The sequence below is a fragment of the Pseudomonas sp. KK4 genome (genome assembly GCF_001984065.1).
GTDB lineage: Bacteria > Pseudomonadota > Gammaproteobacteria > Pseudomonadales > Pseudomonadaceae > Aquipseudomonas.
In genome coordinates this window covers 1-18584 of record NZ_LYVP01000031.1, presented here as the reverse complement: position 1 = coordinate 18584, position 18584 = coordinate 1, and the positions used below count along the sequence as shown (strand labels likewise).

The following is an 18584-nucleotide window of genomic DNA, read 5'->3' as shown; positions in this document are numbered from 1 at the left end:
CAGACACGCCAACGCGGGAGCAAGCTCCCGCGCGGCGACATCCTACCAGTCACCGCCTGAAGGCAGTCAACCGGGCGACCAACAACTTACTTGTGGTCTTTGACTTCTTCGAACTCGGCATCGACGACGTCATCCGCCTTCTCAGCCGACTCGCCTTGCGGTGCAGCACCTTCGGCGGGCTGAGCCTGCTCGGCGTACATTTTCTGAGCAACCGGCGCGGAGACCTTCGACAGCTCTTCAACCTTGGCTTCGATCGCAGCCTTGTCGTCGCCTTTGACAGCGGCTTCCAGAGCAACCACGGCAGCTTCGATTGCAGTCTTCTCTTCGGCGCTCACTTTATCGCCAGCGTCAGCGACCATTTTGCGCGTGGAGTGAACCAGTGCATCGCCCTGGTTGCGGGCAGCGGCCAGCTCTTCGAACTTGCGGTCTTCCTCGGCGTTCGCCTCGGCATCACGCACCATGCGCTCGATCTCTTCGTCGGACAGACCGGAGTTGGCCTTGATCACGATCGACTGAGTCTTGCCGGTGGCCTTGTCCTTGGCGCCTACGTGCAGAATGCCGTTGGCGTCGATGTCGAAGGTCACTTCGATTTGTGGCACGCCACGTGGAGCAGGTGGAATCTCGGCCAGGTCGAACTTGCCCAGGGACTTGTTCTGCGCAGCCTGCTTACGCTCACCTTGCAGCACGTGAATGGTCACGGCGCCCTGGTTGTCATCGGCAGTCGAGAACACTTGCGACTTCTTGGTAGGAATCGTGGTGTTTTTCTCGATCAGCGCGGTCATCACGCCACCCATGGTTTCGATACCCAGGGTCAGCGGGCTGACGTCCAGCAGCAGCACGTCTTTCACGTCACCGGCCAGAACGGCGCCCTGAATCGCAGCACCCATGGCAACGGCTTCGTCCGGGTTCACGTCTTTACGTGCTTCTTTACCGAAGAATTCGGTCACCAGCTTCTGAACCAGTGGCATACGGGTCTGACCGCCCACCAGGATCACGTCGTTGATTGCGCCAACGTCGATACCGGAGTCTTTCAGAGCGATACGGCAAGGCTCAATGGTGCGTTGAACCAGGTCTTCCACCAGCGCTTCCAGCTTGGCGCGGGAGATCTTCACGTTCAGGTGCTTCGGACCGGTAGCGTCTGCAGTGATGTACGGCAGGTTCACGTCGGTCGACTGAGCGGACGACAGCTCGATCTTGGCTTTTTCAGCGGCTTCTTTCAGGCGCTGCATGGCCAGCGGGTCACCCTTGAGGTTCATGCCGCTTTCTTTCTTGAATTCGTCAACGAGGTAGTCGATCAGACGAATGTCGAAGTCTTCACCACCCAGGAAGGTGTCGCCGTTGGTGGCCAACACTTCGAACTGGTGCTCGCCGTCCACTTCAGCGATTTCGATCACGGACACGTCGAAGGTACCGCCACCCAGGTCATAAACGATGACAGTGTGGTCGCCCTTGGCCTTGTCCATACCGTAGGCCAGAGCAGCCGCGGTCGGTTCGTTGATGATACGTTTTACGTCCAGGCCGGCGATGCGGCCGGCGTCTTTGGTCGCCTGACGCTGGCTGTCGTTGAAGTAGGCCGGAACGGTGATCACCGCTTCGGTCACAGGCTCGCCGAGGTAATCTTCGGCGGTCTTCTTCATTTTCTTCAGGATTTCAGCCGAGATCTGTGGCGGCGCCATCTTCTGGCCGTTCACTTCAACCCAGGCGTCGCCGTTGTCAGCCTTGGCGATCTTGTACGGGACCATCTTGATGTCTTTCTGAACGACTTCTTCGTCGAACTTGCGACCGATCAGACGCTTCACCGCGTACAGGGTGTTGTGCGGGTTGGTCACTGCCTGACGCTTGGCGGACTGGCCGACCAGGATTTCGCCATCGTTGGCGTATGCAATGATCGACGGCGTGGTGCGCGCGCCTTCGGCGTTTTCGATTACTTTGGCTACGCCGTTTTCAAGCACGGAGACGCAGGAGTTGGTAGTCCCCAGGTCGATACCGATAATTTTGCCCATGTTCACTCTCCCGAAACTTTGGATTTGGTTGCCGCAGCAGTGGTGGCTAACTGCGGTAGCACTTAAACGCTTGACTTCTAAATGGGGGCCTTGCGGCTAATTTCAAGCCTGCTCGTCAATAGAAGGCGAAACTGGCGCCGGAGCCTTGCTGACCACGACCATGGCCGGGCGCAACAGGCGACCGTTGAGCTGGTAGCCCTTCTGGAATACCTTCAGCACGCTATTGGGCTCAAGGTCGGCGCTTTCCTGCATGGCCATTGCCTGATGAAGAACGGCATTGAACGGTTCGCCATGTGGGTCGATCGCTTCGAGCTGATAACGCTTGAGGGTGTCCTGGAACATTTTCAGGGTCAGTTCGATACCTTCGCGCATCGGACGAATGCTTTCGTCATCCGGATTGGACAACTCCAGACCCCGCTCGAGGCTGTCGATGATCGGCAGCAGGTCACCGGCGAATTTCTCCAGCGCGAACTTGTGCGCCTTTTCGACATCCTGCTCGGCGCGGCGGCGGACGTTCTGCAGATCGGCGGCTACACGCAAAGCCTGATCCTGTGCGCCTGCCAGTTGCTCTTCGAGCACTTGTACACGAGCCGCCAGGTCTTCACCCGAAGCCTCGGGCGCCTGGTTGGCGTCTGGGTTTTGCGTATCCACTGTCTGTTCGTCAGCCATAGAATTCTCCTTTCAATATCGTCTGCGAGCCTTACTCGCGCTTCTGTCCAGCTATATGGGGTCGCAAAATGGCGCTTCAAGGGGCCCGATCGTATTAACCCTACAAAAAGCTCTGCATTGTCATTCCCCGTCGCGCTAAGAATTTCGTCGGATCAAGCCAATCGTGCTAAAGAGGGGCATTGTCAGCTCGAAACAAAACACTGTATAAATAACCAGACCTAAAGCCTGGGAGCGGCCTTTATGCTGGTGCACCTGTCCGTACACAACTACGCCATCGTCGAACATCTCGATCTCGAACTCGATCGCGGAATGAGCGTGATCACGGGGGAAACCGGCGCCGGCAAGTCGATCATGCTCGATGCCCTCGGCCTGACCCTCGGCGATCGCGCCGACAGCGGCGTGGTCCGCCCCGGCGCAGACAAGGCCGACATCCTGGCAACCTTCGACCTGGCCGACATCCCGGAAGCCGGTGCATGGCTGTCCGAACGCGACCTGGAAAATGACGGCCCGTGCATTTTGCGCCGGGTGATCACCGCCGAAGGGCGTTCGCGCGGCTACATCAACGGCACGCCCTGCCCTCTGGGCGACCTGAAGGCACTGGGCGAACTGCTGATCGACATTCACAGCCAGCACGAACACCAATCCCTGCTCAAGACCGACACCCATCGTCGCCTGCTGGACGAGTACGCCGGCGCGACGGACCTTGCCCGCCAGGTTCAGTTGGCCGCGCAGCGTTGGCGCCAGACTCGCCAGGAACTGGAGCGCCTCTCCAACTCGGGCGACGAGCAGCGCGCACGCCATCAGTTGCTCAGCTATCAACTGGAAGAACTGGAGAATCTTGGCCTGGGCGACAACGAACTGGAGCAACTGGAGCAGGAACACAAGAACCTGACCAACGCTGAAACCCTGCTGGGCATCTGCCGGCAAGTCGTCGAGCAATGCAGCGAAAGTGATTCCGGGAACGTCCTTAATGCACTCACGGCCAGCCTCAACCGCCTGTCGAGTGTCAATAGCTCGATCGGCGCCCTGGGCGAAGCCAGCAGCCTGCTGACCAGTGCCCAGATCCAGGTCGAAGAAGCCGTCGGCGAGCTGAACCGCTTTCTCGACAATTTCGATGCCGATCCCTCCCGACTGCAGTATCTGGAAGAACGTCTGGATGCAATCTACACACTGGCGCGCAAACACCGCATCCAGCCCACCGAAGTGGCCGAGATGCAGCAAAAGCTGCTGGATGAAATCGAAACCCTCAATGCCAATGACGAATCCATCGAGCGACTGAGCGACGAACTGTCGTCCTACGCCCGTCATTATCAGGAAAAGGCTCGAGAGCTGAGCGATTTGCGCCATCAGGCATCTGGCAGCCTGGCCAGCGCCGTGGAGCAGGAAATCCAACGCCTGGGCATGCCAGGCGGTCGCTTCACCATCGAACTGCGCCCCAACAGCAGCGACGAATTGTTGCCCAATGGGCTTGAACAGGTAGAACTGCTGGTCAGCGCCAACCCGGGGCAACCTTTAAAAGCCCTTGCGAAAGTGGCATCGGGCGGCGAACTGTCACGGATCAGCCTGGCCATCCAGGTGATCACTGCACAGACTTCCCGCGTGCCGACCCTGGTATTCGACGAAGTGGACGTAGGCATTGGCGGCCCGACGGCGGAGATTGTCGGCCAGTTGCTGCGCCGGCTCGGCGAGCGGGGCCAGGTTCTGACCGTGACCCACCTGCCCCAAGTGGCTGCCCAAGGGCATCAGCACTTGTTCGTGCATAAAGTTCGAGGCGAAGACGCCACCCGAACTGCCGTCTCCAAGCTGAGCAAGAACGACCGCATCGAAGAAGTGGCGCGAATGCTGGGCGGCATTGATCTCACCAAGGAATCCCTGGCTCACGCCAAGAAAATGGTCGTCACCGCAAAAGCTTGAGGCAGGCAGAAAGCACGAAGGCGACCCTGAGGCCGCCTTCGTTCGTTTCGCGAACCTTGCGCTCGCGCGACTGCTTACTTTTTCTTGCGCACGTACAGCACCAAGTTGTGATCAACCATCTCGAAGCCATACTTGTCGACGATTGCTTTCTGCAGGCGCTCGATTTCTTCGTCGAAGAACTCGATCACTTCGCTGGTCTCGACGTTGACCATGTGGTCGTGATGCTTGCCGTCGTCCAGCTCGAAGACCGCATGGCCTCCGTCAAAGTTGTGTCGCACCACAAGGCCAGCTGCCTCGAACTGAGTCAGGACACGATATACCGTGGCCAGACCGACGTCCTCGCCAGCCTCCATCAGTGCCTTGTAGACATCCTCGGCACTCATGTGGCGCTGCTCGGCGGAATCGAGCATTTGCAGAATCTTGACCCGTGGCAGGGTCACTTTGAGGCCGGCTTTGCGTAGTTCGCTATTTTCAACCATGGTCAGCTTTCTCGCGATGCTGCTTCGCAGCTTCTCTTAATGCGGGTATGATCGGCGTTTACGTTGTCCCAGCCAAGATAGTGGAAGTCGCCCACCGATGCAAAACACCAAGCTCTTGCTAACCAGTTTCACCCTTGTGGGACTGCTCGCACTCGCCGGTTGTTCATTCCCCGGGGTTTACAAAATCGACATCCAGCAGGGCAATGTCGTCACGCAGGACATGATAGACCAGTTACGCCCGGGAATGACCCGTAAGCAAGTAAGGTTTATCATGGGCAACCCTCTGTTGACCGACACGTTCCATGCCGATCGCTGGGATTATCTGTACAGCCTGCAGCCAGGGGGCGGTGAACGCCAACAGGAACGCATTAGCGTTATCTTCAACCCAAATGATCAACTTGTCAGCCTGTCTGGTGACTTCATGCCAGGCGTAAGTCGCGACGAGGCCATTCTCGGCAAGGACAGCGCCACGACAGTGACCGCCCCTGCGGAAAACGTCGAGAAGCCAAAACCGGAAAAGCCGGCCAAGCCAGGCTCGTTGCTGGACCAGATCCAGAAGGAAGTGGACGGTGTAGAAACTGTTCCCGTTCCGACGCCAGAACCGCTGGACACCTCGCCGCAATAATTTGCGACGCAATAAAAAACCCGGAATTTCCGGGTTTTTTATTGTCTGGCGTTTGGCGCTTCACTGTTTCCGGGCTTTGGCCTCGGCTGCCTTGGCCGCACGCAACCGGCGAACTTCTTTCGGATCGGCCAGCAACGGCCGGTAAATCTCGATGCGATCTCCGGGCTGAACCGGGCGAGTGTCGGGATCGGCGATGACCTTGCCGAAAATCCCCACGGGACACTCGGCCAAATCCACCTCCGGAAACACCTGACCGATACCCGAAGCCAGCAACGCCGCGCGAATGGTCGTCCCGGGGGCAACCGTTACCGATCTAAGCGCCTGTCGATCGATGGCGGCATACACCACCTCGACCTCAACCGTCGCCTCACCCATGGATTTGTTTAGCCCGCTGGCAAAACGCATCCACCAGCGTATTGGCCGCCTGATTGAACAAAGGCCCCAAGGTCGCGCGAACGATAGGCCCGGCGTAATCGAAGGAAAGATCCAGGCTGATCTTGCAAGCCTTGTCGGTCAACGCCTTGAACACCCAGATGCCATGCAGCTGCGTAAACGGCCCTTCTTCAAGGTTCATCTCGATCGATTGGCCGGGAACCAGTGTGTTGCGCGTCACGAAATGCTGGCTGAGCCCACCCTTGGCCACACCGACGCTGGCGCGCATATGCTCAGGTGAGCTTTCCAGGACTTCAGCGGAGGAACACCAGGGCAGGAACTCCGGGTACCGCGCCACGTCGTTGACCAGGTCATAAAGAGCCTGTGCTGGATACGGCAGCAAGGCCGAACGTGCAATGTGTGTCGTCATGTCAGCGTCACTTCCACAGCTGGGCGGCAAACACTACGAGAATGCCGAGGGGCGCCACATAGCGCATCAAGAACAAAGACGGGGCGAACAATGCCGGGCGGTGTATCGACAGTTCGTCGCGCACCACTTCCCGACCCATTACCCAGCCTGCAAACACCACGAAACACAAACCACCGAGTGGCAACATGATCCGTGAGAAGAGCGCGCATTGTCCGGGATTCAATCAACCTGCTCAAGCACGCTGCATCACCGTAGCCGACTCGCGTGCAACTCCCTATAATGCCGGCCCTATGGCTAAACAGAAGAAACACCCCACAGGGACCATCGCGCAAAATAAAAAGGCGCGACACGATTACTTCATCGAACATCGGTTCGAGGCTGGTCTGGTCCTGGCCGGCTGGGAAGTAAAGAGTTTGCGGGCGAGCAAGCTGCAACTGGTTGACAGTTATGTGCTGCTCAAGGATGGGGAGGCATGGCTGCTCGGCAGTCATATCACGCCCCTGACGACCGCCAGCACCCACGTCATTGCTGACCCGACCCGCACGCGCAAGCTGCTGCTCAACCGGCGCGAGCTGGACAAGCTGGCCGCCTCCGTGCAGCAAAAGGGTTACGCCTGCGTGTGCCTCTCCTGGTATTGGAGCAAGCACATGGTCAAGTGCGAAATCGCGCTGGGCAAGGGCAAGAAGGAATACGACAAGCGCGATACCGAGCGCGAACGCGACGCCGGGCGTGAGCTGCAGCGTGCCGTGCGGAACAAGGGCAAGGAAGATTAATCTTCCGGCCTGATCGCGCCTTCGTGGTGAGGGAGCTTGCCCCTCATCACAAGGAACTGATCACATCCCCTTGCGCCGCTCCGCCCGCGCCATGCGCTGCACTTCCTGACGCACCTCTTCCAGCACTTCCTGCACATACAGAATGTGTCGGCTGGACACTTCCCGCGCCTGCTCAGCCCTGCCTTCCAGAATCGCCAGATACAATTCCCGGTGCTGTGTAATCAGCATGTCGCGGGTTTCTGTACGCTGCTTGTACATGCCGCCAATGTTGGTCACCACGTTGCGCTTGAGCAGATCGAACAAGCCACGAATGGTGTGCAGCAACACCGCGTTGTGACTGGCCTCGGCAATCGCCAGATGAAACCTCGCATCCGCCGCGCCCTCCTCGGCCCGACTGACTTCATCGTGCCGCGAATAGCAATCCTGCAATTCATTGAACGCCGCTGTCAGCCGCTCACGATCGACATCGGTGGCGCGCAAGGCGGCGTAATACGCGCAAGAGGCTTCCAGCGTATGACGAAACTCCAACAGATCGCGCTGAGCCTCGGGATTGCTTTCCAGCAGTAGCAGCAACGGATCACTGAAGGTCGTGCCCAGGGACTCCACCACGTAATTACCGCCGCCCTGACGACTGACCAGCAAGCCCTTGGCGACCAGCTTTTGAATGGCTTCGCGCAACGAGGGCCGCGACACGCCGAACTGCTCGGCCAACGCACGCTCCGCAGGCAGCCGCTCACCGGCCTTGAGCGTGCCTTCGAGAATCATCCCTTCCAGCTGCTCGACAATATCGTCAGACAAACGGCGCTGACGAATCTGATCAAACCCCATAACTCGATTTCTCCACGATCCGACGACTCGCCGGGCCTCTATTCTGGCCTATCCGTGCGGTGTCGGCACCTGCAAGTCAGCGCGTTCTCCGGCGTATCGGATGAGCGCATTCGACAAAAGTTTTAGGGCGGCAAATTGACACACTGCCTACGAGCCTTTTACCCTAGCCAACAGCGATTGTAAATTGGTATTACCAATTAGCCAAGTACGCTCATCAGTGCCTGACCAACAACAATTAGGGGCCACCCCATATGCAAACCTGGCAACAGCTCTACAGCCCTCTCGGCAGCCTCGGCCTATCCGCGCTCGCCGCCGTGATTCCCATCGTATTTTTCTTCCTGGCCCTGGCCGTGTTCCGACTCAAAGGGCACGTGGCGGGCAGCATCACCTTGGCGTTGTCTATTCTGGTGGCGATCTTAGCCTTCCACATGCCGGTCGACATGGCATTGGCTGCCGCCGGCTACGGTTTCGCCTATGGTCTGTGGCCGATTGCCTGGATCATCGTCGCAGCGGTTTTCCTCTACAAACTGACGGTCAAGAGCGGTCAGTTTGAGGTGATCCGCAGCTCGGTACTGTCGATCACCGACGACCAGCGCCTGCAAGTGCTGCTGATCGGCTTTTGCTTCGGCGCCTTCCTCGAAGGTGCCGCCGGTTTCGGCGCGCCGGTAGCGATTACCGCGGCGCTGCTGGTAGGACTGGGCTTCAACCCGCTGTACGCCGCCGGCCTGTGCCTGATCGCCAACACCGCCCCCGTGGCGTTCGGCGCGCTGGGCATCCCGATCATCGTTGCCGGGCAAGTGACCGGGATCGACGCCTTCAAGATCGGCGCCATGACCGGCCGTCAACTGCCGCTGCTGTCGATGTTCGTACCGTTCTGGCTGGTGTTCATGATGGATGGCCTGCGCGGTGTACGGGAAACCTGGCCGGCAGCACTGGTGGCCGGCTTGAGCTTCGCCGTCACCCAGTACTTCACCTCGAACTTCATCGGCCCGGAACTGCCGGATATCACCTCGGCCCTGGCCAGCCTGATTTGCCTGACCCTGTTCCTGAAAGTCTGGCAGCCGAAACGCGCCGCCGGTCAACACATCGCCGGCGCCGTCTCGGCTTCCGTGGTCACCGCCAGCGCCGGTGGGTTCGGCCAGAAGCGCACCACCGTCGCTTCGCCTTACAGCCTGGGTGAAATCTTCAAGGCCTGGTCGCCGTTCCTGATCCTCACCGTGCTCGTCACCATCTGGACCCTCAAACCGTTCAAGGCGATGTTTGCCGCCGGCGGCTCGATGTACAGCTGGGTGTTCAACTTCGCGATCCCGCACCTGGATCAACTGGTGATCAAGACCGCACCGATCGTGGCCGCGCCGACCGCGATTCCGGCCGTGTTCAAGCTCGACCCGATTTCCGCGACCGGCACCGCGATTTTCTTCTCGGCACTGATTTCGATGCTGATCCTTAAGATCAACGTCAAAACTGGTCTGACCACTTTGCGCGAAACCTTCTACGAACTGCGCTGGCCGATTCTGTCGATCGGCATGGTGCTGGCCTTCGCTTTCGTCACCAACTACTCGGGCATGTCTTCGACCATGGCCCTGGTATTGGCGGGCACCGGCGCTGCCTTCCCGTTCTTCTCGCCGTTCCTCGGTTGGCTGGGCGTGTTCCTGACCGGTTCCGATACCTCGTCCAACGCCCTGTTCAGCTCGCTTCAAGCCACCACTGCACACCAGATCGGTGTCAACGACACCTTGCTGGTGGCGGCCAACACCAGCGGCGGCGTGACCGGCAAGATGATCTCGCCCCAATCAATCGCCGTGGCCTGCGCCGCGACCGGCCTGGTGGGCAAGGAATCGGATCTGTTCCGCTTCACCCTCAAGCACAGTCTGTTCTTCGCCACAATCGTCGGCCTGATCACCCTGGCCCAGGCCTACTGGTTCACCGGCATGCTGGTGCACTGAGTCCTACAGCCAACATGAAAAAACCGACGCCGGACCACGATTCCGGCGTCAGCTATTCACCACCCGGTCTGTAAGGCTGCTGAAAGAATCCCTCTCTATATTCAGCGGCCGCAACGGACGGATAACCGGGACGACCCGGAGACACGCCTGATGAGCGAGCTTTTTTACAACGCTGTGCCGAATGCGACCCGCGTCGCCCCGCCCCTGCCCGAGCCTCGGCAATACCCCAGCGAGAAACCGCAACGGGTGTACCTGTTCGGAACCTGCGTGGTGGATCTGTTCTACCCGCAAGCCGGAATGGACGCGATCCACCTGCTGGAACGCGAAGGCATCCGAGTCGAGTACCCGCAAGGGCAAAGCTGCTGCGGACAACCGGCCTACACCTCCGGTTACACCGAGCAGGCCCGCACCGTGGCGCGCTCGCAGTTGGCGCTGTTCGCCGGGGATTATCCGGTAGTGGTGCCGTCAGGTTCCTGCGCCGGCATGTTGCGCGAGCACTATGCCGACCTGTTCAAGGACGAGCCGGACACCTTGAAGCAGGTTCAGGCGCTGGCCGCCCGAACCTACGAATTGGCCGAATTCCTGTTGTTCGTCTGCAAGGTGCAGCTCAAGGACAGCGGCGAACCGGTCAAAGTGGCGCTGCACACCTCGTGCTCGGCACGCCGGGAAATGAACACCCACCTGCACGGGCGCGAGTTGTTGTCACAGTTGAGCAACGTGGAGCGGGTCGATCACGACCACGAAAGCGAATGCTGTGGCTTCGGTGGGACTTTCAGCGTCCGTATGCCGGACATTTCCGGGGCCATGGTGGCCGACAAGACCCGGTCGCTGAAGGAATCCGGCGCGCACCAGGTACTGAGTGCCGATTGCGGTTGCCTGATGAACATCAACGGCTCCCTGGAGAAACAGCAGCAAGCGTTGCGCGGCCAACACCTGGCCAGTTTCCTGTGGCAACGCACCGGAGGCGCGCAATGAACGCTTCCGCGATTATTCCTACGGTCGCCGTGGAAGAAGATTTCCGCACACGGGCTCATGGAGCCTTGGGTGACAAGCAACTGCGAAGCAACTTTCGCACGGCGATGGATTCACTGATGGCCAAACGGGCAGCCGCTTTCAGCGATGCCCATGAAAGAGAACACCTGCGAGCGCTGGGCAATGCCGTCCGCGCCCGCGCTTTATCGAAGTTGCCCGACCTGCTCGAGCAACTTGAACGAAACCTGACCCGCAACGGTGTGACAGTGCACTGGGCGGAAACGGTGGACGAGGCCAATGGCATCGTCCTGTCGATCATCCGCGCTCACGAGGGGCGGCAAGTGATCAAGGGCAAATCGATGGTCAGCGAAGAGATGGAGATGAACCATGTCCTCGCTGAACAGGGCATTGAATGCCTGGAATCGGACATGGGCGAGTACATCGTCCAGCTCGACCACGAGAAGCCTTCACACATTATTATGCCGGCGATCCACAAGAATGCCGGTCAGGTCGCGTCCTTGTTCCACGACAAACTTGGCGTTGAATACACCAAGGACGTTGACCAACTCATTCAGATCGGTCGCAGGGTCCTGCGGCAGAAATTCTTCGAAGCGGACATCGGCGTCTCCGGCGTCAACTTCGCCGTGGCCGAAACCGGCACCCTGCTACTGGTGGAAAACGAAGGCAACGGCCGCATGACCACCACGGTCCCGCCGGTGCACATCGCCGTCACTGGCATCGAGAAAGTGGTGGAAAACCTGCGCGACGTGGTGCCGCTGCTGTCGCTGCTGACCCGCTCGGCCCTGGGCATCCCGATCACCACCTACGTCAACATGATCTCCGGTCCGCGCAAGGCGCATGAGCTCGACGGCCCGCAGGAGGTGCATCTGGTGCTGCTGGACAACGGTCGCAGCCAGGCCTTTGCCGACAGCGAATTGCGCCAGACCCTGAACTGCATCCGCTGCGGCGCGTGCATGAATCATTGCCCGGTCTACACCCGGATCGGCGGCCATGCCTACGGCGAGGTGTATCCCGGCCCGATCGGCAAAATCATCACCCCGCACATGGTCGGCCTGGCGAAAGTCCCGGACCACCCGAGTGCATCCTCATTGTGCGGTGCCTGTGGTGAAGTGTGCCCGGTGAAGATTCCAATCCCGTCGCTACTGCGTCGCCTGCGTGAAGAGAACGTCAAGGCGCCCGACAGCCCGAACCGCGTGATGCGTGACCAGGGTCGCAAGTACTCGCGCAAGGAACGCTTGATCTGGAATGCCTGGGCGCGGCTCAACAGTTCGCCGACGCTGTATCGCCTGTTCGGCTTCTTCGCCACGCGCCTGCGCGCCCTCACGCCAAGCAATGTCGGCCCGTGGACGCAGAACCACAGTGCGCCGAAACCCGCCGCTCGTACACTGCACGACATGGCTCGCGAGCATCTGGCCAACCAGGGAGATCGTTGATGAGTGCCAAGCAAAATATCCTCGGCAAATTGCGCAAAAGTCTGACAGGCACCACACCGGTGCCTGACAACTTCGACGTCGAACTGGTGACCGCGCCTTACACTTACACTGCGGAGCAACGCATCCCGCAACTGCGCAAACTGATGGAAGCGGTGCACACGGAAATCCACCTGACGTCGGGTGAAGACTGGCCAGCCTTGCTGGGCAAACTGCTGCTGGATCGCCAGTTGCCCAGCCTGTTGATCGCGCCGACTACGCCCCACGGGCAACGTATCTCACAACATTGGGCGAATAATCCGCACCTGCCTACACTCAAGGCCTACAACCGCCCGGTGGAGGAATGGAAAGCCGAACTGTTCAACGACACGCCGGCAAGCCTGACCGGCACCCTCGGCGCCATTGCCGCCACCGGCAGCCTGATTCTGTGGCCGACCCGGGAAGAGCCGCGCTTGATGAGCCTGGCGCCACCGGTGCATTTCGCCCTGCTCAAGGCCAGTGAAATCCGTGACAACTTCTATCAGGTGCAGCAAGAGTTCGAATGGGCCCAGGGCATGCCGACCAACGCGTTGCTGGTCTCCGGCCCGTCGAAGACCGCCGACATCGAACAGGTGCTGGCCTATGGCGCCCACGGTCCGAAAGATCTGGTGGTGTTGATTCTGGAGGACCAATGAGTCTACCGGCCGCTTTCCTGCGTGATGCGCAGCAACTGATCCCCCTGGAGCGTCGCTTCGACGATCCGTTGTCGACCCTGGCATTCGGCACCGACGCCAGTTTCTATCGGCTGATTCCGCAACTGGTGATCCGCGTCGAATCCGAAGATGAAGTGGTGGCGCTGCTGAAACTGGCGCAGCGCGACCAGGTCCCGGTGACCTTCCGCGCCGCCGGCACCAGCCTGTCCGGCCAGGCCATCAGCGACTCGGTCTTGATCGTGTTGGGGGATAACTGGAACGGCCGCGAGATCCGTGGCCAGGGCACGCAGATCCGTTTGCAACCTGGAGTGATCGGCGCCCAGGCCAATGCCTGGCTGGCGCCGTACGGGCGCAAGATCGGCCCGGACCCGGCGTCGATCAACGCCTGCAAAATCGGCGGCATCGTCGCCAACAACGCCAGCGGCATGTGCTGCGGTACTGCGCAAAATACCTATCACACCCTGGCCGGCATTCGTCTGGTGCTGGCCGATGGCAGCCGTCTCGATACCGAAGATGCGGCGAGTGTCGCGGCGTTTCGTGCAAGCCACGGTCCGTTACTCGAGCGCCTGGCAACCCTGGGTCGCGAGACCCGCGCCAACCCTGAACTGGCCGCCAGAATTCGCCACAAATACCGTCTGAAAAATACCACTGGCCTGTCACTCAACGCCCTGGTGGATTACGACGAGCCTGTGGATATCTTGAGCCACTTGCTGGTGGGCTCCGAAGGCACCCTGGGCTTCATCAGCGCCGTGACCTACGACACAGTGATCGATCACCCGAACAAAGCCTCGGCGCTGATCGTCTTCCCGAACGTGGAAACCTGCTGCAACGCGGTGACCGTGCTCAAAAGCCAACCGGTATCGGCTGTGGAACTGCTCGACCGGCGCAGCCTGCGTTCGGTGCAGAACAAACCCGGCATGCCGGCTTTCGTACAGCACCTGTCGAACAATGCCTGTGCGCTGCTGATCGAATCCCGCGCCGCCTCATCCACATTGTTGCAGGAACAACTGGCGCAGATCATGGCGTCGCTGGCGTCGTTCCCGGTGGAGAAGCAAGTCGACTTCACCCAAGACCCGCTGGAAAACGCCCGCCTCTGGGCGATCCGCAAAGACACCTTCCCCGCCGTCGGCGCGGTGCGCAAAACCGGCACCACGGTGATCATCGAGGACGTGACCTTTCCGGTGGAACAACTGGCCATCGGCGTGAACCGCCTGATCGAGCTGTTCGACAAACATCACTACGACGAAGCGATCCTTTTCGGACACGCGCTGGAAGGCAATCTGCACTTCGTCTTCACCCAAGGCTTCAACAACCCGGAAGAAATCGCACGCTACCAGGCGTTCATGGACGACGTGGCGCAACTGGTCGCGGTGGAGTTCGGCGGTTCGCTCAAGGCCGAACACGGCACCGGGCGCAACATGGCGCCCTTTGTCGAACTGGAATGGGGCAGCGACGCCTACCAGTTGATGTGGCAGCTCAAGCGCCTGCTCGATCCCAACGGGATTCTTAACCCGGACGTAGTGCTCAGCGAAGACCCGCAGATTCACCTCAAAAACCTCAAGCCTCTGCCGGCCGCCGACGAGATCGTGGACAAGTGCATCGAGTGCGGCTTCTGCGAACCGGTTTGCCCCTCGAAAGGCCTGACCTTGAGCCCGCGTCAACGCATCGTGATCTGGCGTGACATCCAGGCGAAGAAGCGCGCAGGCGTCGACACCTCCGAACTCGAAGCCGCGTATGAATACCAGGGCATCGACACCTGCGCAGCGACCGGCCTGTGCGCTCAGCGTTGCCCGGTAGGCATCAATACCGGCGACCTGGTGAAAAAGCTTCGCGGCCTACACGCCACCCATACGAAAACGGCTAATTGGCTGGAAGGAAATTTCGCCACGGCATTGCAGGGTGCGCGCCTCACCCTGCACGTGGCCAACGGTGCGCGAATGTTGTTGGGGGCACCGCGACTGGCCAGGCTTTCGGCGACGGTGACGCGCCTGTCCAAGGGGCAGATCCCGCAGTGGACCAACGCCATGCCGCAGCCCGAACGGGCGATTCGCTTCAGCCCGACAGTGTCGGACGAGCGCCCGCGCGTGGTGTACCTGGCGGCGTGCGTTTCCCGTGCCATGGGGCCGGCGGCCGGCGACAAAGAACAAATGTCGCTGTACGACAAGACCCGTGGCCTGCTGGAAAAAGCCGGCTACCAAGTTGTGTTTCCGGAGAACCTGGACAACCTCTGCTGCGGCCAGCCTTTCGCGTCCAAGGGCTATGCCGAACAGGCCGAGCACAAACGCCAGGAACTGATCGGCGCCCTGCTCCACGCCAGCCGCGGCGGGCTCGACCCGATCTACTGCGACACCAGCCCTTGCACGCTGCGTCTGGCCCAGGACCTGGGCGACGTGCGCCTGGACCTTTATGACCCGGTGCGATTCATCCGCACCCATCTGATGGATCGGCTGGACTTCACGCCCCAGGACACACCGATCGCGGTGCACGTCACCTGCAGCACCCAGCACCTGGGCGAGAGCCAGGCGCTGATCGACCTGGTACGCAAGTGCAGCACCCAAGTGGTCATCCCCGAAGGCATCCACTGCTGCGGGTTCGCCGGCGACAAAGGCTTCACCACACCGGAACTCAACGCCCACTCCCTGCGCACCTTGAAAGATGCCGTGCAGTATTGCGAGGAAGGCATCTCCACCAGCCGCACCTGCGAAATCGGCCTCAGCCAGCACAGTGGAATCGACTACCACGGACTCGTCTACCTGGTAGACCGCGTAACCCAACCCCGCCACTAACCCCTGTAGGAGCGAGCTCGCTCGCGATGGACGTGAACGATAACGCGGGCAGCCTGACACCCCGCAGCGCCCTGTCGTCCATCGCGAACTCGCTCCTACAGCAGGATTGTGTCGAAATCTTTCAATCGCAAAGAAATACCGAATTCCTGCGCGCAGCTATAGTCATTTAGCTAAGCCCTTCACAAAGGCTTATAACTGCCTCGGCCAGCAGCCCCAGTCGTCACCGGCAGCACCGAGCCCTCATGCGCAAGGAGATACCCATGAAGCACTCTGCAATTGCTGGATTGTTCATCACTGCTGCACTGCTGGCATCGCCCGCGTTTGCGGCGGACAAGGATCTTTGTGCCGCCAATCTTCAAAAAATCGACGACTTCGCGGCGAGCGCGCCCTCCCTGCCTGAAAACTCCCTGGACAACATAAAGGCAGCGCAAGAGAAAGCCAAAAAGTCCCAGGCAGCGGGCAACGACAAGGATTGCGTCGAAATCACCAGCGGTCTGATCACAAAAATGCAAATCCGGGATCCCGCTCGAAACTGATGCCAGGGAAGGCCAACCTTCGGGTTGGCCTTCCGGGCCACTTTGCCGTAGACTACACAGGCTTGTTGCTCATCGATTCACCGAGCAATGAGCACGGGGCCGTTTAGGATTCGACGCCGGTCGCGAAACTTTAGGTGCATGCCGAGTTGGTAACAGAACTCGTAAATCCACTGTTGCAACTTCTTATAGTTGCCAATGACGAAACCTACGGCCAGGAATTCGCTATCGCTGCGTAAGCAGCCTTAGATCCTGAGCTTCTGGTACCTTCGGGTCCAGCAATCACCAGGGGATGTCTGTAAACCCAAAGTGATTGTCATATAGAACAGAATCGCCGTGCAGTACGTTGTGGACGAAGCGGCTAAAACTTACACAACTCGCCCAAAGCACCCTGCCCGTCGGGTCGCTGAGGGTTAACTTAATAGACACGGCTACGCATGTAGTACCGACAGCGGAGTACTGGCGGACGGGGGTTCAAATCCCCCCGGCTCCACCAATTGAAAAAGACGTCTTCGGACGTCTTTTTTTGTGCCTGCGATTCAGCAAAACATGCCTCCCCGCCTCCCTGCCAAGGGCGCGATCTTACTGACACTGAACCCCTTCATCCCAGCATTCGATCATGATGCGTACCTCGATGGACGGGGGAATTGATTTGTACGGGAGCGAGCATGCTCGCGATGGTGGTCAACGATAGCGTGGGGAGTCAGGTGCCCCGCAGTGTTCTTGAGTCCATCGCGAGCGGGCTCGCTCCTACAGGGGGCTAATTCACTTCGATGGCTCACCCAGCATGCCGGTGTAGTGCGCCAGGCGTTTCTCGACGTCCGCTTTCTTCTGCAAGCCAAGCTCCATCAACTGCTTGATCCGCGCCTGGGCCGCCGGCCGTTGCACCGAGCCGATGAACCCCTCCCATTCGCTGGCGATGGCTTCGTTGGGCGGCAGGCTGGCGGCGTCCACCAGTTTCTTGATGTCGGCAATCGACTGTTTGTCGAAGCGCGCGATGCGCCAGGCCATGGTGTCGACGAACTTGTCGAGTTCGGCGTCGGGTAGCGCGCGGTTGACGTAGCCATAACGCTCGGCCAGTTCACCGTTGATATCGTTGCCCGTCAGCAGCACTTCCAGCGCCCGGCCGCGCCCCATCAGGCGTGGCAGACGCGCCATTGGTCCGCCGCCAGGCACCAGGGCGGCACCGATTTCCCATTGCGACAGAATGGCTTTTTCACGACTGGCAAAACGCATGTCACTGGCCAGCGACAGTTCGCTGCCCACACCCGTGGCGCGGCCGCGAATCGACACGATCGACACCACCGGCGCCTTGCTCAACCGCACCAGCATATCGGGCAGCGGCGGCAGGCCGGTCGGGCCATTGGGCAGGCTGGTGGTGTCGCTCAGCGCCGGCACGAAGTCGTAGTGGGTCAAAAAGAAATCCGGCACATCACTGTCGAACACCACGACCACCAACTTCGGATCGGATTCGATGGCCGTGATGACCTCGTTCAACTGCGGCATGGTTTCCGGACCGTAGATGTTGTAAGGCGGGTTGTGAAACGTCACCCGCCAGTACTCAGGCGTGACCCGCGTGAGCTTGATTTCCTGCTTGACCGCTTTGCTGGTCGACGCCTTGTCGGCGGAGGAAGGGTGTCTCGCCAGCGATAGCTGCACCTGTGGTGGCGATGCCGGCAAAGATCAATGCAACGGTGAGCGACTGAAGTCTCATGGGAACCTCTTCAGAAGGAAGATAGCCTGAAGGCATGTGGATTCCCGTGATCGATCCTGCTCCCTGCCCGGTCCCTTCGCGGGTCAACACATGAGCATGGTTTCGTGCTTGCAACCGGGAGCGGTTCAGCACGATGATCAAGAGTAGCAGCACAATAGTGGCTCACATGACCTGTCATCGGATGCGATGAGGCCAAGATAAAAGCAACGGCAAAATCAAAAGATCGCAGCCTTCGCCAGCGCCTACAAAAGCGCGCCGTACACGCCCCTCACCACTCATCAGGCCGAGCGTTAGCTCGCCTGCAGCTCTTGATCTTGATCCACCCGCCCCTTTCGGAAGGCTGAGCGCAGGCGTTTATCCGGGGATTGGCGCGCAGCGCCGTTCGACGCAGTCGAAC

General features: G+C 59.9%; 16 protein-coding genes, 1 other RNA gene and 1 pseudogene. 10 read left to right on the top strand and 8 right to left on the bottom strand.

Translation table 11 applies throughout. The annotated features are described in order from the left end of the window. Positions 1–86 precede the first annotated feature (86 nt). Together dnaK and grpE are read right to left on the bottom strand one after the other, a co-directional pair. A complete protein-coding gene (gene dnaK, locus B0W55_RS13085; RefSeq protein WP_056854958.1) occupies positions 87–2003 on the bottom strand; it encodes a molecular chaperone DnaK in 1917 nt (638 codons plus the stop codon). Between the two features lie 102 nt (positions 2004–2105). Then, the gene (grpE, locus tag B0W55_RS13080) at positions 2106–2672 is read right to left on the bottom strand and encodes a nucleotide exchange factor GrpE (protein ID WP_077046411.1); all 567 of its coding nucleotides are present in this window, start codon (positions 2670–2672) and stop codon (positions 2106–2108) included. 240 nt (positions 2673–2912) lie between these two features. Between grpE and recN the strand changes: the two genes are divergently transcribed. Then, entirely contained in the window at positions 2913–4586 is a 1674-nt protein-coding gene (gene recN, locus B0W55_RS13075) for a DNA repair protein RecN (RefSeq protein ID WP_077046410.1), read from the top strand. A 74-nt stretch (positions 4587–4660) separates the two neighbouring features. Here recN and fur read toward each other — a convergent pair whose 3' ends face one another. Beyond that, the gene (fur, locus tag B0W55_RS13070) at positions 4661–5065 is read right to left on the bottom strand and encodes a ferric iron uptake transcriptional regulator (RefSeq protein WP_003197684.1); all 405 of its coding nucleotides are present in this window, start codon (positions 5063–5065) and stop codon (positions 4661–4663) included. A gap of 97 nt (positions 5066–5162) precedes the next feature. Here fur and B0W55_RS13065 point away from each other — a divergent pair, with 97 nt between their 5' ends. Continuing rightward, complete coding sequence (locus tag B0W55_RS13065; protein ID WP_077046409.1) at positions 5163–5690, top strand: outer membrane protein assembly factor BamE; 528 nt, start codon at positions 5163–5165, stop codon at positions 5688–5690. 60 nt (positions 5691–5750) lie between these two features. On the opposite strand, the gene B0W55_RS13060 is transcribed toward B0W55_RS13065, so the two are convergent. From B0W55_RS13060 to B0W55_RS13050, 3 genes and pseudogenes are all read right to left on the bottom strand, one after another. Further along, a complete protein-coding gene (locus B0W55_RS13060; protein ID WP_077046408.1) occupies positions 5751–6065 on the bottom strand; it encodes an RnfH family protein in 315 nt (104 codons plus the stop codon). Then, positions 6058–6492: a type II toxin-antitoxin system RatA family toxin gene (locus B0W55_RS13055; protein ID WP_077046407.1), complete on the bottom strand. Its 435-nt coding sequence runs from the start codon at positions 6490–6492 to the stop codon at positions 6058–6060. The genes B0W55_RS13060 and B0W55_RS13055 overlap by 8 nt, the downstream gene beginning before the upstream one ends. 7 nt (positions 6493–6499) lie before the next feature. After that, positions 6500–6688: pseudogene (locus tag B0W55_RS13050) on the bottom strand (sodium-dependent transporter); the annotation flags it as partial. Between the two features lie 94 nt (positions 6689–6782). Here B0W55_RS13050 and smpB point away from each other — a divergent pair. Beyond that, positions 6783–7265 carry an SsrA-binding protein SmpB gene (smpB, locus tag B0W55_RS13045; RefSeq protein ID WP_077046406.1) on the top strand — a complete coding sequence of 161 codons (483 nt, stop codon included), beginning with the start codon at positions 6783–6785 and terminating at the stop codon, positions 7263–7265. 60 nt (positions 7266–7325) lie between these two features. Here smpB and B0W55_RS13040 read toward each other — a convergent pair whose 3' ends face one another. Continuing rightward, the gene (locus tag B0W55_RS13040; protein ID WP_077046405.1) at positions 7326–8093 is read right to left on the bottom strand and encodes a GntR family transcriptional regulator; all 768 of its coding nucleotides are present in this window, start codon (positions 8091–8093) and stop codon (positions 7326–7328) included. 251 nt (positions 8094–8344) lie between these two features. On the opposite strand from B0W55_RS13040, the gene B0W55_RS13035 reads away from it, so the two are divergent. The 7 genes from B0W55_RS13035 (at position 8345) to ssrA (ending at position 16969) form a co-directional block, all read left to right on the top strand. After that, positions 8345–10039, top strand: a complete 1695-nt coding sequence (locus B0W55_RS13035; protein WP_077046404.1) for a lactate permease LctP family transporter — start codon at positions 8345–8347, stop codon at positions 10037–10039. Positions 10040–10189: 150 nt separating this feature from the next. Continuing rightward, positions 10190–11014, top strand: coding sequence for a (Fe-S)-binding protein (locus tag B0W55_RS13030; RefSeq protein ID WP_077046403.1), 825 nt, complete (start codon positions 10190–10192; stop codon positions 11012–11014). Next, the gene (locus tag B0W55_RS13025; protein WP_077046402.1) at positions 11011–12465 is read left to right on the top strand and encodes a LutB/LldF family L-lactate oxidation iron-sulfur protein; all 1455 of its coding nucleotides are present in this window, start codon (positions 11011–11013) and stop codon (positions 12463–12465) included. Before B0W55_RS13030 ends, B0W55_RS13025 begins: the two co-directional genes overlap by 4 nt. Beyond that, complete coding sequence (locus tag B0W55_RS13020; protein WP_077046401.1) at positions 12465–13136, top strand: lactate utilization protein; 672 nt, start codon at positions 12465–12467, stop codon at positions 13134–13136. Before B0W55_RS13025 ends, B0W55_RS13020 begins: the two co-directional genes overlap by 1 nt. After that, a complete protein-coding gene (locus tag B0W55_RS13015; RefSeq protein WP_077046400.1) occupies positions 13133–15940 on the top strand; it encodes an FAD-binding and (Fe-S)-binding domain-containing protein in 2808 nt (935 codons plus the stop codon). Before B0W55_RS13020 ends, B0W55_RS13015 begins: the two co-directional genes overlap by 4 nt. Positions 15941–16200: 260 nt before the next feature. Next, a complete protein-coding gene (locus B0W55_RS13010) occupies positions 16201–16476 on the top strand; it encodes a hypothetical protein (protein WP_077046399.1) in 276 nt (91 codons plus the stop codon). Between the two features lie 95 nt (positions 16477–16571). Next, positions 16572–16969, top strand: a transfer-messenger RNA (tmRNA) gene (gene ssrA / locus B0W55_RS13005). A 269-nt stretch (positions 16970–17238) separates the two neighbouring features. Here the strand turns inward: ssrA and B0W55_RS13000 are convergent. Then, complete coding sequence (locus B0W55_RS13000) at positions 17239–18132, bottom strand: enoyl-CoA hydratase/isomerase family protein (protein WP_256576285.1); 894 nt, start codon at positions 18130–18132, stop codon at positions 17239–17241. Positions 18133–18584: the final 452 nt, after the last annotated feature.